This window comes from Paenibacillus sp. Leaf72 (assembly GCF_001422685.1).
Classification (GTDB): Bacteria; Bacillota; Bacilli; order Paenibacillales; family Paenibacillaceae; genus Pristimantibacillus.
In genome coordinates this window covers 36,835-50,798 of sequence record NZ_LMLV01000035.1, presented here as the reverse complement: position 1 = coordinate 50,798, position 13,964 = coordinate 36,835, and the positions used below count along the sequence as shown (strand labels likewise).

General features: G+C 49.2%; 11 protein-coding genes. 1 reads left to right on the top strand and 10 read right to left on the bottom strand.

From position 1 onward, the window contains the following. Window positions 1-21: 21 nt before the first annotated feature. From ASF12_RS34930 to ASF12_RS31480, 5 genes are all read right to left on the bottom strand, one after another. Window positions 22-168 carry a hypothetical protein gene (locus ASF12_RS34930; RefSeq protein WP_155973632.1) on the bottom strand — a complete coding sequence of 49 codons (147 nt, stop codon included), beginning with the start codon at window positions 166-168 and terminating at the stop codon, window positions 22-24. 182 nt (window positions 169-350) lie between these two features. Further along, complete coding sequence (rocF, locus tag ASF12_RS31495) at window positions 351-1,268, bottom strand: arginase (protein ID WP_056043112.1); 918 nt, start codon at window positions 1,266-1,268, stop codon at window positions 351-353. A gap of 50 nt (window positions 1,269-1,318) precedes the next feature. After that, a complete protein-coding gene (gene pruA / locus ASF12_RS31490) occupies window positions 1,319-2,869 on the bottom strand; it encodes an L-glutamate gamma-semialdehyde dehydrogenase (protein WP_056043110.1) in 1,551 nt (516 codons plus the stop codon). A gap of 51 nt (window positions 2,870-2,920) precedes the next feature. Further along, a complete protein-coding gene (locus ASF12_RS31485) occupies window positions 2,921-4,117 on the bottom strand; it encodes an ornithine--oxo-acid transaminase (protein WP_056043107.1) in 1,197 nt (398 codons plus the stop codon). A gap of 47 nt (window positions 4,118-4,164) precedes the next feature. After that, the gene (locus ASF12_RS31480) at window positions 4,165-5,082 is read right to left on the bottom strand and encodes a proline dehydrogenase family protein (protein ID WP_056043105.1); all 918 of its coding nucleotides are present in this window, start codon (window positions 5,080-5,082) and stop codon (window positions 4,165-4,167) included. Window positions 5,083-5,440: 358 nt separating this feature from the next. On the opposite strand from ASF12_RS31480, the gene ASF12_RS31475 reads away from it, so the two are divergent. After that, on the top strand, window positions 5,441-5,842 hold the full coding sequence (locus ASF12_RS31475) for a VOC family protein (RefSeq protein ID WP_056043101.1): 402 nt from the start codon (window positions 5,441-5,443) through the stop codon (window positions 5,840-5,842). 210 nt (window positions 5,843-6,052) lie between these two features. On the opposite strand, the gene ASF12_RS31470 is transcribed toward ASF12_RS31475, so the two are convergent. From ASF12_RS31470 to ASF12_RS31450, 5 genes are all read right to left on the bottom strand, one after another. Further along, the gene (locus ASF12_RS31470) at window positions 6,053-7,510 is read right to left on the bottom strand and encodes an IS110 family transposase (RefSeq protein ID WP_063892707.1); all 1,458 of its coding nucleotides are present in this window, start codon (window positions 7,508-7,510) and stop codon (window positions 6,053-6,055) included. 557 nt (window positions 7,511-8,067) lie between these two features. Continuing rightward, window positions 8,068-8,982 (bottom strand): phosphotransferase, encoded by a 915-nt coding sequence (locus ASF12_RS31465; protein WP_056044000.1) that lies wholly within the window; start codon window positions 8,980-8,982, stop codon window positions 8,068-8,070. Between the two features lie 364 nt (window positions 8,983-9,346). Then, on the bottom strand, window positions 9,347-10,081 hold the full coding sequence (locus tag ASF12_RS31460) for an IclR family transcriptional regulator (RefSeq protein WP_056043097.1): 735 nt from the start codon (window positions 10,079-10,081) through the stop codon (window positions 9,347-9,349). A 147-nt stretch (window positions 10,082-10,228) separates the two neighbouring features. After that, window positions 10,229-12,043 (bottom strand): B12-binding domain-containing radical SAM protein, encoded by a 1,815-nt coding sequence (locus ASF12_RS31455; RefSeq protein WP_056043096.1) that lies wholly within the window; start codon window positions 12,041-12,043, stop codon window positions 10,229-10,231. 160 nt (window positions 12,044-12,203) lie between these two features. After that, on the bottom strand, window positions 12,204-13,745 hold the full coding sequence (locus tag ASF12_RS31450) for a stalk domain-containing protein (protein ID WP_056043093.1): 1,542 nt from the start codon (window positions 13,743-13,745) through the stop codon (window positions 12,204-12,206). Window positions 13,746-13,964 lie beyond the last annotated feature (219 nt).

Sequence of the window (13,964 nt, the reverse complement as noted above, 5' to 3'; positions counted from 1 at the left end):
ATGCATAATCCAGTCCTTCTATTATGGACGGTTCAGCACATAATTTCCAGCAAAAATACGCAAGTGCCGAAGCTCCAATCGGCTTATTCCATTAATGGAATGGCCGGCGATGCTTGGCTCCACCAGCTCGGGATACGCAGCAGCAAGCACTGCGGAAGAGGCATTCAACTCATTAATTGTACTCTATCCATACACCTCGGATGCGCCTACATGATTGTATGACCCTACACTTAATGTCTATAAGAATAACGATAATCATCACAAGGAGGCGGCTTCCGCTGCCAGATGGCTACTGGACACGGAAGCCGCCTCCTTGTGTTTCTGCTGTTTATGCCGGACTTGCTGCCGAGCTACATAATTTGCTCACCGAAAACAGAACCGATCAGCTCGACTGCTGTATGAGCTGTTTTGTTGCGGTAATCGAGTACCGGATTCACCTCAACAAACTCCGCGGATACAAGCCGCTTCGATTCGGCCAGCATCTCCATCGCAAGATGGCTTTCCCGATAGCTGACTCCGCCGATAATGGGCGTACCGACTCCCGGAGCATCATTCGGGTCAAGACCGTCCAAATCGAAGCTCAAATGGACGCCATCTGCTGCCGCAAGCCGCTCAAGCGCTTCCTCCATCACCTGATCCATGCCTCGCCGATCAATATCGTGCATCGTATAGACGCGGACGCCAAGCTTGCGCAGCAAAGCCTTCTCGCCCGGATCAATCGAGCGGGCCCCGATAATGACGACATCCTCCGGGCGGATCGGCTCGCGTTTGCCACCACCGCCTCCTACTCCAAGCAGGCGCCGGCTGCCATAGCCGAGACTAACCGCCAGCGACATGCCGTGAATATTGCCCGACGGCGTAGTATCCGCTGTGTTGGCATCACAATGCGCATCGAACCATAACACGCCAAGGCGCGGAATATGGCGCTGCACCCCTTTTATCGTGCCAATGGCAATGCTGTGGTCGCCGCCCAAAATAAGCGGAAACCGCCCTTTCCCCAGCTCCTCGGCCGTTTTGTCCGCCAGCTTGCTATTGACTCTAACGAGCTCATCTACATATTTCAGCTTCTCGCCTGGTTCGGGACGCGATGCAGGGCGGCGCACAGCCACATCGCCCAAATCATGCACCATATAGCCGAGCTGCTCCAGCTTCTGCTCAATACCCGCGCAGCGAATGGCACTTGGGCCCATATCGACGCCGCGGCGGTCTGCCCCCAGATCAATCGGGACACCGATAATTGAAATATCCGTTTGGCTAATCGGCAGCATAAGCCATCCTCCTTTACCTGCTGGGCTTGATTATCACCTGCTTCAGCTATTTACAGCTGCTCCGAAATCAGCTTAAGCTGTGTAAATTGCAGCAAATAATCCGGCCCCCCGGCTTTGGAATCCGTTCCCGACATATTGAAGCCGCCGAAAGGATGGACACCGACGATGGCTCCTGTACATTTTCGATTAAAATAAAGATTGCCGACATGGAACTGCTCGCGCGCCAGCTCCAGCTTAACGCGGTTCGTCGAAAATACCGCACCTGTGAGTCCATATTCCGTGTTGTTGGCAATCTCAAGCGCCTCTTCATAAGATGAAGCTTTGCAGAAGCCGAGCACCGGGCCAAAAACCTCCTCCTGCATCAGTACAGCATCAGGCTTGAGATCAGCAATAATCGTAGGCTGGATGAAATAGCCATCGCCTTCCGCCTTTTGCCCTCCGGTCACAAGCCTCCCTTCCTTGCTGCCCGTTTCGATATATTCGAAAATTTTGCGGTACGCATTCGAATCAATGACTGGCCCTGTATAGTTGCTAAAGTCTACCGTATTGCCGACGGTCAGCGCCTCCGTCAGCTCGGTGCAGCGTTTTAATACCGCGTCATAGACAGCCTCGTGGACGATGGCCCGGGAGCAGGCGGAGCATTTTTGCCCGGAAAAGCTGAATGCCGAAGCGACAATCGCCTGCGCCGCTGCTTCCAGATCCGCTTCGCTATCAACAACGATGGCATCTTTGCCGCCCAGCTCGCCGACAAACCGTTTTAGCCAAACTTGGCCCGGCGATGTTTTGGCAGACAGCTCGAATATTCGCAGTCCGACTTCCCGAGAACCCGTGAAGGAAATGAAGCGCGTCAGCGGATGCGTCACGAGCAAATCGCCAATTTCCGCGCCGCTCCCCGGTAAAAACTGGACGACGCCAGCCGGCATGCCCGCCTGCTCCAGCACCTCGACGAACTTGTACGCGATCACAGGCGTTGTGCTTGCCGGCTTCAGCACTACCGTGTTGCCCGCCACTACCGCCGCCGTCGTCATGCCCGCCATAATCGCCAGCGGAAAGTTCCACGGCGGAATGACGACACCGACGCCAAGCGGAATATATTGCAGATCGTTATCTTCGCCGCGCCGAACGACCAGCTTTTTCGCTACCGTTTCACTCATCTCCAGCATTTGCCGCGCATAATATTCGAGAAAATCAATCGCTTCCGCCGTATCAGCATCTGCTTCCCCGCGCGTCTTGCCCGCCTCAATCATGAGCCAGGCGTTAAACTCATGCTTGCGGCGGCGCAAAATTGCTGCTGCCTTAAACAGCAATCTCGCCCGATGCGCCACAGGCACCTTGGACCACGACTTAAACGTCTCATAGGCGCTTGCGATCGCCTGCTCTGCTTGCTCTGCATTTGCCTTCGATACCCGCCCCACGACCTCGCTCGTGCTGGAAGGATTGATGGAGCTTTGCATTTCCTCTGTCATGACCCTGCTGCCGCCGATAATAAGCGGATAAACATGGCCCAGCTGCTGCTGCACTTGGCTAATTGCTGCTGCAAGCGCCTCGCTGTTCGCCTCGATCGTAAAATCGGTAAATGGCTCCGGTACATAAGTAATCATAGGAAAGCTCCACCCTTCTCCTCTTAAAATAGATGATTTGGATAAGTCGGGTCACATCGCTTGAAAAACATCCGCTATACGCTGAGCCGCCCATGCCAGCTCGTCTTCGGAAATGATCAGCGGCGGCGCAAGCCGGATTACCTTTTCATGCGTTTCCTTGCATAGCAGGCCGGCTTCCTTTAGCTTCTCACAGTAGGGCCGCGCCGCTCCTTTCAGCTCGATCGCAATAAAAAGCCCCCTGCCGCGCACCTCCACAATGTCGTGATGCTTGATTTCGCGCAGCTTGGTAAGCAGCCGCTCGCCCAGTGTCAGCGATCTTTCCGCGAGGCGCTCATCCTCGGTTACACGGAGCGCTGCGACTGCTACGGCGCTCGCCAGCGGATTGCCGCCAAAAGTTGAGCCATGCGAGCCCGGCTCAAACACGCCCAAAATGCTGCTGTCCGCCGCTACCGCTGACACAGGCAGCACGCCGCCGCCAAGCGCTTTGCCCATAATGTAAACATCCGGCGTGACCGCTTCCCAATCACAGGCGAAGCGCTTGCCCGTACGGCCAAACCCCGTCTGAATCTCGTCTGCCATCAGCAGCACCTGATGCTGATGGCACAAAGCGGCAGCCTGGCGCAAATAACCTTCCGGCGGAATAATGATGCCAGCTTCCCCTTGAATCGGCTCGACGAGAAACGCAGCCGTATTCGGGGTAATGGCCGCTTCCAGCGCCGCAATATCGCCATAGGGAATAATGGTGAAGCCCGGTGTAAACGGGCCAAAGTCTTCCCGATACGAAAGCTCGGAAGAGAAAGACGTAACGGTCAGCGTCCGACCGTGAAAATTGCCGGCGCACACAATAATGTCCGCTTGGCCCGACGGAATGCCCTTTACCCGGTAGCCATATCTGCGGGCCGCCTTCACCGCCGTCTCTACCGCTTCCACACCGGTATTCATCGGCAGCAGCATATTTTTGCCCGTTAAATCTGTCAGCAGCGCAAGCAATTCCCCAAACGGCTCATTATAAAAAGCTCGCGACGTCAGCGTGACCAGATCCGCTTGGTTCTTCAAAGCTTCTATAATTCGCGGATGCCGATGCCCTTGATTGAGCGCCGAATACCCGCTGAGCATATCCATGTAACGCTTTCCATCCGGGTCCTCGACCCACACGCCTTCCGCCTTGGCGATTACAATCGGCAGCGGATGATAGTTATGCGCGCCAAGCCGCTCGGTCTGCTCAATCGTATTAGCCTGCTCCTTCATGACCATCCCTCTTTCCAGCCTGATGGCTATTTCTTTCTCAGCTCAGCCTATCGTTTGAACATGGATTTGAGCACAAAAGAGACATTTTCCGGCCGTTCGGCCAGCCGCCGCATAAAGTAGCCATACCAATCTGTTCCGTACGGCACATAGACCCGCACCTTGTAGCCCTCTTCAACGAGCTGCTGCTGGAGCGCTGTGCGAATGCCGTACAGCATTTGAAATTCAAACCGCGTCATCGGTATTGCCTGCTCCTTGACATAACCCTTTACCCATTCAATAATCGCATCATCATGGGTTGCGACAGCGGCATAATGGCCGTTTTCCAGCTGTTTTTTAATGAGATGGATAAAATTGTGATCTACATCCGCTTTGTCAGGGAAAGCGACCTCTGGCGGCTCTTTGTAGGCGCCTTTTACCAATCGGTAGTTCGGCTTCAAAATGCTCAGCCGCTCCATATCCGCTTCGGTTTTGAATAAATAAGCCTGCAGGACAATGCCGATATGATGGCCGAACTCTGCGCGCAGCTGCTCATACATTTGGATCGACGGCTCATTGCGGGCGTAATCCTCCATATCGATGCGCACGAAGCTATCCAGCCGTTTCGCCTCCGATACGATCATTCGCATATGGCTAAGGCATAGCGGATAAGAAATATCCAGCCCGAGCTGCGTCAGCTTCACGGAAACGTTGGCGGCGGCCCCGGCGCTCGCAATAGCTTGCAGCCCTTTCACAACCTCTTCGGCGGATTCCTTCGCTTCCTGCTCGCTTCGGGTAAATTCGCCAAGATGGTCAAGCGTCACGACGAGGCCGCTCTCGTTAAGCGCGGCTACCTTCTTCATCGCTGCGGCAAGCGTCTCTCCCGCTACGAAGCGTTCTGCGCCAAGGCGAAGCCCAAAGCGCTGCGCCATCCGATTGGCTAATCGGTTTTTGGACAAATACAACAGCATGTCACGCATGACCGCCATGCGTTCCCCTCCTTCTAGGCAATGTCCTGCCGCTTCTTTCTTGAATGGCAGCAGGCTCCGACTGTGGCATAGGCGAAATGTGCTTATGAAATAAGGTATGAATGCAGACAGGCAATAAATCCATCATTAAAACAAAAGCTTGATGAACGTCCTTGTTTTTCCGTTATTCGAAAAATCTTTCCGGATATAATAAAAAACTCGGAGCTGTGCCGAGCATAACGAAGCTTATTGGTGTGTATTGAAAATGTTGTATTAGACTGGATTGAAAATAGAAACAGCGGTAGCCTTGATTCGCTTCTGCTGCCAGAGGTAGAGTATAGTAGGAGTAGTTTAAAATATATTACAGGAGGCTACGCTCATGTCACAGGAGATTTGGATTAACCTGCCGGTCAAAGATGTTGAGAGGTCAACTACCTTTTTCAATGAGATTGGATTCCATGCGGCGAGCGTTGGTAACGAGAGAGCCAAGCTTGCCATAGGCCAAACAACGATTTTGCTGTTCCCGGATGCGGCGTTTGAGAAATTTACAGGTTCAAAAAAAGCAGATACTTCCCAAAGCGCAGAAGTCATATTTTCCATTGGCGCTAAAAGCAGAGACGAAGTAGATGCCTTTATTCAAAAAGTAGAGTTAGCTGGAGGAAGCATCTTTAGCAAGCCTAGTGAAAATGACGGCTGGATGTACGGCGCAGCATTTGCCGACCTGGACGGTCACCGCTGGAACCTGCTGTACATGGATGAAAGCAAAATGCCAAAAAGCTAATAGGGAAACGCCGGTCACCTGCTTAAGGTCACCGGCGTTTTTTTGCACCGCATATAGACCGACTTCCGATCACTGCGGCGAGTCTAATGTAGTGTAGTGCTTATAAAAATTCAGTGGGCCCATCACCGTAAACTGGAAGTTCCTTAGTTTCCAATTTACAAGGCAATGGGCTATTTATGTTCTATACTAAGGCAGTGTACGATACGTCGTTTATAAGGCATCGTCATCAGCTAACTCATCCGCTTGGCGTTCGTAATCTTCTAAATTAGCTGGGATCTTTAATCTTACTTTATCGCCATTAAGGATTACTCCCATTTTGCTCGCGTGTTTGAACGGATCATACGGTTCGTTGTTTTTAAGGCATGAGTATAAAACTTGGGCTATCTTACCGCATACATGACCTATTGCTTTTCTCTTCGCCATCCCTCGATCAACTAATCGTTTATAGTAAACACGAAAACTATTTTCACTTATTTTTGGAGATATTAACAGTAAAGTCATTAAGAATAGAACTCTACGAGTATCTCTAACACCCTCGTATGTCTGCCTACTTTTAAAAACAGATGTGCCCGAGATTTTATTCTCAGCGGCTACACCAAGGTATTTTTTAAGCTCTAAATATGTTGAGAAGCGTTCAATATCACCAATAGCGCCGATAAATGTACAGGCCATAGATTCACTCATGATAGGGAATGACATAAGTATTTTTGTATAAGGATGCGGTTTGTATCCTTTTTCTTTATCACCATAAAGCAGGGAGGAAATCTGTTTATCCATGCTTTTTATCGCTTCATCTATACGCAAAGCTTCTTCAATTAGCCACGTTTGCCGTTCAGCTAGGTGTGGAATGTTCAAGGCTAATGTGTTGGGTAACAATTCCGCCAAGGTCGTAGAGGCTTTCGTAGCAGTAGTTTTTGCACCAATAGTTATTAGAGTTTGCCTAAGTTCATCCTGAGTTACCTTGGCCATTTCCTGCGATGTAGGATACTTCAGAGCCAATTTGAGGACACTTAACGCCCCGGTTTTTTTAAAAGCTCGTTTAAGTTCAGGATTGGTTACAGAAAATAATTGCTGGACTTGATTCTTACGTCTCGTTAATTGAGTAGTAAGTAACCAGCGATCCCTAGTTAATGTGCGGTACAAAACCTGCTCTGCACTTGCAGGACGAACAATTCGCACCGAACGCATATCAGGATGAAGGGTTTTGTGCCATCCCATATAGGTCATGATTCTAGCATTAATTTCATCGGATTTTTCATTAAGTCCTAGCTGGCGTTCACGAAAATCTTTTACAGCTTTATTTTCAACCTGATATATAGAATAGCCTCGATCTAATAAAACTCGAACTACAAGATATGAATAATGTCCACCAGTTGGCTCCAGTAATATAAAGAAATCCTGGGGTTTATACCCGAATTGTGCCTGAATATCTTCTAAAGCATGGATAAACTTTGTAATTCCTTGGCTATTTGAGTTGAACTTCATTGTTTTACTGCGTTTCCATTCCTTCTCACTGCGGAACTTTTCAAAAGGAATGCAAGCAGCAACATGGAAATCCGAACCGATATCAATTCCAACATAGAAGGGATAGAAGGCTCTAGAGTTTTCTTGACCTTCATTAATGCTCATATCCGTAAGCATAAAATTATCCAACTTATGATCACCTATTCGAATCATTTGCACCAGATTAACCAAGTTTTCTTAAGAGCTCCGTAATGGGCCCAATGTAGCATGTCAGGTTTTAGATTCGGTGCTATACCCAAAATAAACTGAGAGGTCGAGAATCCGCCTCAATAACTTTAAAGGGCTTCTGTTAAGTTCTTTCGACATAAGGAAACAATTTCCTTATTTCTCTGTTAAGTTCTTTGTTAATCTACGCAAAAAAAACTGTCATTTCGACAGGTTGAATAATCATCAAATGTGCAGCGCCAAAAACTTGGAGCGCCTCATTTCTGTTAAAGAAGTCCAGGAGGATGTCCTGCCGGCTCCAAACCTATTCTGGGCGGTTGTTCCCTGAGAGGTCACTGCACAATTATATATACGCCTATTAGGGGGCTAATTCCTTCTAAATATCGTACCAGTTACCACAAATACTTTATAGAAGTCTTTCTAAGCTCCACATTAGACTCAGAGGTTAACTGGTACTAATATATTTTAGCATGTTGCTCAAAAGTAATAAAAGCCAATATATTGTACTAACGTATCCGTTAGCGGAATGACATTTCTTAATCAGCGAGAGCACGTTTTATGATCGCTTTTGCTTCAGCAACCAACTTTTCATCTTTATAATCAATTGCCTGCATCATGATCAAAATGGGAATGTATATGGCTATTAATCGAGCTAATATCTTCGTTTCTTCATCGACATCCCCATATTCTTTGAAAAAGTCTGAACGTGCATCCGGAGGCAAAAAGCTATACGCGACATTCAAGTCGCAAGCAGGATGTCCGATATTGATATCGCCCCAGTCGATAATCCCTGAAACTATTCCATTCTCGTCTACCAGCATATTTTTAAAATGAAGGTCTCCATGGAGGAATACGTTTTTGGGGTTCACTTTTTCAGTCCCAAGCTTTTCCAAATAGTTCGATAATTCACGATACTCTTCTTCACTAAAATGAAGGGCAAGGTTGGAAATGAATCTATGCAACTTTTCTTTACGCATTCCAATATCAATCAAATTTCTGTGGTCATGTTGAACTCCATTTTCTTGGGCAATTTGCACAGGGAATGCATGTAAGCTTTTTAAAAATTGCGCGAGCGTTGTTGCTGATAACGCACGTTGCTTGTCAGTTAATCCGATTGGAAACTTTCCTGATAAATAGGGGTAGCCTAGGAAAGGCGCAGGATAATTATAATCCCCTTCCCCAAAAAATAGCGGTATCGAATATGCAATGGAACAATAATCTTTAAGCTTAGGTAGTACCTTTCCTTCCATCCTTAAACTATTAATTGCAACTTCTCTTCTTGGAAAGCGAAATACATATTCGGCCCCAACAAGAAAAACAGTATTATCCCAGCCGTATCCTAGTTTTTGTACGCTTTGTGAAGCTAACTGTGGAAACTGACTGCTTATTAATTTATGAGCTAATTCTTCTGATACTTCCCATTCCGCATCCCATTGATTCGTACTTCCCATACCCATTTATCGACTCCCTCACGAAAATAGAAAATAGGCTCGACTAGCCTGTTCCATTTACAACATCATATCATTAATTTGTTCTTCTGTTCGAGAACAACCTTACCGTCTGTTCCTCTATCCTTCCCGTTAGTTCAATAAAAAGGACGCTCCCGCGCCTTCGCTTGGGCTACGTCCTCCTCATTATATCCATTTCCAATTACTAATTAAAGAACGTACGCGGGTAGCATGTAGTGCTTAAACAGGGGACTTATCTTAGCCTAAGCACTAAGAAAATCCTTTATTTACTTTTGACAATTGGAAAAAGAGGGCTAGATAACCGGCGAGCAAACGCCACCTTCCCTCAAATAACGGATTAGCGGACTCAGCCGCCAATCGTCGTCGTTATTTCGTGAGCACCTTGTATAACCTGCTTGCTGAGAAAATCCAGACGCTCCTCTGTCAGCTGGTCCGTCGTGACGCCGACCCCAAGAGCTCCCACTACCTTTCGCCCGAAGCCGATAATTGGAGCAGCAATCGCCGCCGTACCTTCCGTAAGCTCAGCGTAGCTGACCGCATATCCCACCTTCTTGATGCCGGGCAAAGCCGACAACAGCTGCTTGCGCTTCTCTTGGTCATCCATCAGCCGAATCAAAATCGCTTCCGCTTCAGCCAGTTTCATATTGGCCAACATCACTTTATTCGGCGCGCCAATATGCATCGCAATCCGCTCGCCCAAGCTTTCTACAACCCGGAGCTTCACCTTACCGTCTACTTTATCGATTCCCATCGAAAACTTGCCGTAAGGGATGCTTAAGAAAACCGTTTCTTTCACTTCAGCCGCCAGACGTTCCATTATCGGCCTAGCTGCCGTGCGCAAATCCATCTGCTCGACCTGCTGCAAGCCGACTTCCATCCACTTTGGCCCCGGCCGATAACGTTTCGTCTCCGGAAGCTGAACAACGAGCTCATGCCTTACCAATGTACTAATTAGTCTATGCGTCGTACTTAGCGGCAAGCCTACCCGCTCCGAAATATCTGATATCGCCCAGCCAATGCGGCTGTTGTCCGACATGAGCAGCTGAATAATTTGCATCGCGCGATCAATAGATTGAACCAATAGTATCCCTCATTCAACAGTCTCTGATCTTTTCTTCTCAAAACCTAACATACAATAATCGTTTTACGATTAATATAGGTGTCAGCATTTTGTTTGTCAATAAAAAAACAGCAGTTCACGTCACTTTACGTGACATGAACTGCATATTTACGCGGTTACCGCATCATTATGCAGCTTTAGCATGTACGGCTTTGGCGTCGGCTTGCTGCTGCCAGCCTCCATGGCATAGAGGACAACGAGCAGCGTATGCGTATTTTTCTGGATCGAGCCGTCCGCAAAATAGGCTTCCAGATCAAATGGCAGCCGCTCGATAACGGCATGCTTATGCAGCTCCTTCTCCGACATGCCGAGCGCCGCAAACGAATCCGACACCTTCTCCGGCCGCTCGACGAGGCTGCGCATATGGCTTCCCCATACGGCTTTGTCCATCGTGAATTCCCACCATGTTTTGCGCGGCTTGTATTTGTGGTTGAGGAAATAGTCATATTTCATCAGCCCCATAATGACGTCCATATCCGGCCTAGCTTCGCCAGCCAATTGCTGCTCATGCTGATAGCTGTTCAGGAACGACCACAGCCGGGAAAATAAATCCTCCAGCTGATGCCCGATTTTCTGCCAGCCCCGCTCCTCCCAATAGTCGCCAAAGTCCTGGAAGAAATCGAACGGCGACGGGAAAACCTGCTCCACCAAATACATGAGCGTACGGTCCATCCGGTGCGCATTCCAATATTTCTCCAGCACATCCTCTACCCGCTTCATGCGCACAATGTCGCCGAAAGGCATCAGGTCATTGCCGAGCATTTCGTAAGGCGCACGGTCCATGTAGATGTAGCCCCATTTGTCGGCGTCATTGCGCAGCCCTGTGCCGCGCAGCATTTTCAGAAATCCGAGCTGCATTTCTTCAGGCCCGAGCGCAAACACATCGTTAAAGGTGCCTTTGAACGTATCGTAGTTTTCGAGCGGCAATCCGGCGATTAAGTCGAGATGCTGGTCGATTTTGCCCGATTCCTTCACCTTCGTCACCGTCCGCACAAGCTTGGACCAGTTCTGTCTGCGCTGAACCGCCTCATTCGTCGGATCATTCGTCGACTGCACGCCAATTTCGAAGCGGAACACGCCTGGAGGCGCATGCTCAGCCAAATAGTCCAGCACCTCAGGGCGCATAATATCTGCCGTAATTTCAAATTGGAAGACGCAGCCGTTATGATTTTCGATCAAAAATTGAAAAATTTCCAGCGCGTAATCCCGCTTAATATTAAACGTCCGATCGACGAATTTAATCAGCTTCGCTCCGGCATCAATCAAATACAAAATGTCCGCCTTCGTCCGCTCCTTATCAAAATAACGGACACCTACCTCAATACTGGAGAGGCAGAACTGGCAGCTGAACGGACAGCCCCGGCTCGTCTCAAAATAAACGACGCGGCTGGCCAAATGCGGCACATCCTCGGCAAACCGATGCGGTGACGGCAGCGTTGCCAGATCCAGCTTCGGACGGCCCGGATTAACCAGCGCCTCAATATAGCCCTCGCGCTGCTTGCGGTAAGCGAGTCCAAACACCATATGGTACTTGCCCGCGCCCTCAATCTCGGTCAACAGATGATGGAACGTCTCCTCGCCTTCACCTACGACGATAAAATCAACCTCGGGAATGCGCTCCATCCAATGATCGGTATCGTAGCTTACTTCCGGCCCGCCGAGTATGATTTTCACCTGTGGACTGACCTTGCGCAGCATATTGATGACCGTGATCGTCTCTTCAATGTTCCAAATGTAGCAGGAGAAGCCGACCACATCCGGCTGGCGGGAGTAGATATCCGAAACAATGTTCATAACGGGATCTTTAATCGTGTATTCGGCAATATCAATATCGAATTGCTCGCCGCTATAGGCCTTCAGGCAGCGCAGCGCAAGCGATGTGTGAATAAATTTTGCGTTTAATGTGGAAAGTACAACCTTCATCTCGTTACCTCGCTCATTGTTTTGTCACTATTGTCTATCATTGTACTACAGATAAGGGTTCCCGCACAAAAGAAAAGGCTGCTGGTGGTCGCTTACGCTCCCGCCAACAGCCTGATCATTTAGCTCAAAAGATTAAGATGAAGGATTTAAATAATAAGTGCTAGTCTTTCATGCTAATATACAGCTGGTCTTTCAGCTGCATATCGAGAACCGGGAAGCGAACCTTCCACTTGTTGTCGCCAAGCGCTGTCACTTCATTTTCTGCAAAGCCGCGCGGCTGGAAGCCGAAGGTACGATCGAAGGAGATGATAACTTGAATCGTCTCGCCCGGAAGCATACGGTTCAGCTCATGGCCCAGGTTAATGGCCCAACTGCGAATATCGTTAGCGGAAGAACCGCCATAATAGGTGTAAAAGCGCGGATCAATATCAGCCGTCAGCACGATCCAGCCCTGCGAATCCCGCTTCACTTCCCAATTGCTGAAGCTTGCTGTGCCATCACCTGTCGCCACTGATCCGAATTCCTTCTTCATCAGCGCAGTGATCGTCTCCATCGACGCGCCTTTCAGCGTATCCGGCAAAATCGCCGGCAGGAACTTCACATCCTCCTGCGGGCTTTCCGGCAGCAATCCCATCAAGAGACTTGCGTGGGCAACCGATACAGCAAAGTTCAGGTCGGCCTGCGATGTATAGCCTGCTGTCGTAATCCCAACCAGATCGCCGTATTCATCGAACAGCGCTCCACCGGAGCTGCCGTGGTCGATTGGCGCACTTGTCTGAATATATGTGAGGCCATCTTCGTATGAAATGTTACTTACCAGACCGTCAGATACCGTGTTCTGGATACCAAGCGGACTGCCGATGGCTACGACCTTATCGCCTTTTTCCGGAACCGTGTAGCCTACGCTCACTGGCTCCAAATACAGCGACTCATCCGTCTGAATAATTGCAAGGTCTGAGCTTGGGCGGTTGACAACAACGCCTTGAACTTTGTATTCATCGCCATAGATCGACGTAATCGTTGCCGAGCTCGCATCTTCAATGACGTGATTATTAGTTAGAATCCAACGATCGCCGATAACGACGCCGCTGCCAAGCGCTTTATTCGTTGTGATCAGCACGACGCTTTCGTCGTTTTGCTCAACGATTTCCTTAGGCGTCAGCTTTGTACGGTCATCCTCAGGCGTTTCCTCGTACTCCTCGTAAGCTTCTGCCCACTGCTGTTCTATGGAGGTAATGCGAACGGCTTGCGCCGCGTTATCCCATTTCACTTTGGCGCCAAGCGCCTCGGCCACGAAACGAGCCGGCACGAAGGTGGTGCCATTTTTCACGGCTGGGGCTGCATCAAGCTTAACGGTCTTCCCGTCGACAACCGCTTCTTTCTTGCCTACGGTCAGTGATACCGTCGTTGTGTTTTTGCGTACGATAATCGTCTGTGTCTTCTCCACCCAAGTGATGGAAGCGCCCAGCGCCGTAAAAATCTGACGCATCGGCACGAACGTCACGCCGTTTTTTACATAAGGAGCGGCCGGAAGCGAAAGCTTGCTGCCGTCAATATAGACTTTAATAGCCTGCGTCGTAGACGCTGCTGTCGTAACAGCGCTTGCTGCTGAAGCCGTCGAAGTCGTTCCAGCCAGCGGCGACAGCAGCAAGCCAGTGACGAGCAACGGGGCTAGCAGCGTTTGTGCTAGTTTTGTTTTCACGTATGTATTTCCTCCAAATTTTAGTCGATTACCTGGGGCGTATTTTATTGATAGATTGAGTCCCGTCCGCAAATGATAGAGACACCAAAAGAAAGGCGGAACCTAGCCAAACAGATACTCTCATGGTACCATTTTCTGTTGTTGGTTGTCTATTGGAATGGGGGTGGGGTTTGATATAGTTGGTGGATTTAGGAGATTTAAATAGATTAAGCGTTCTTC

What these genes read in the sequence shown, in the direction of transcription:
- rocF (WP_056043112.1), bottom strand. Translation starts at nt 1,268, where the DNA reads ATGCTGCCGATTAGCCAAACGGATATTTCAATTATCGGTGTCCCGATT.
- pruA (WP_056043110.1), bottom strand. Translation starts at nt 2,869, where the DNA reads ATGATTACTTATGTACCGGAGCCATTTACCGATTTTACGATCGAGGCG.
- ASF12_RS31485 (WP_056043107.1), bottom strand. Translation starts at nt 4,117, where the DNA reads ATGAAGGAGCAGGCTAATACGATTGAGCAGACCGAGCGGCTTGGCGCG.
- ASF12_RS31480 (WP_056043105.1), bottom strand. Translation starts at nt 5,082, where the DNA reads ATGGCGGTCATGCGTGACATGCTGTTGTATTTGTCCAAAAACCGATTA.
- ASF12_RS31475 (WP_056043101.1), top strand. Translation starts at nt 5,441, where the DNA reads ATGTCACAGGAGATTTGGATTAACCTGCCGGTCAAAGATGTTGAGAGG.
- ASF12_RS31465 (WP_056044000.1), bottom strand. Translation starts at nt 8,982, where the DNA reads ATGGGAAGTACGAATCAATGGGATGCGGAATGGGAAGTATCAGAAGAA.
- ASF12_RS31455 (WP_056043096.1), bottom strand. Translation starts at nt 12,043, where the DNA reads ATGAAGGTTGTACTTTCCACATTAAACGCAAAATTTATTCACACATCG.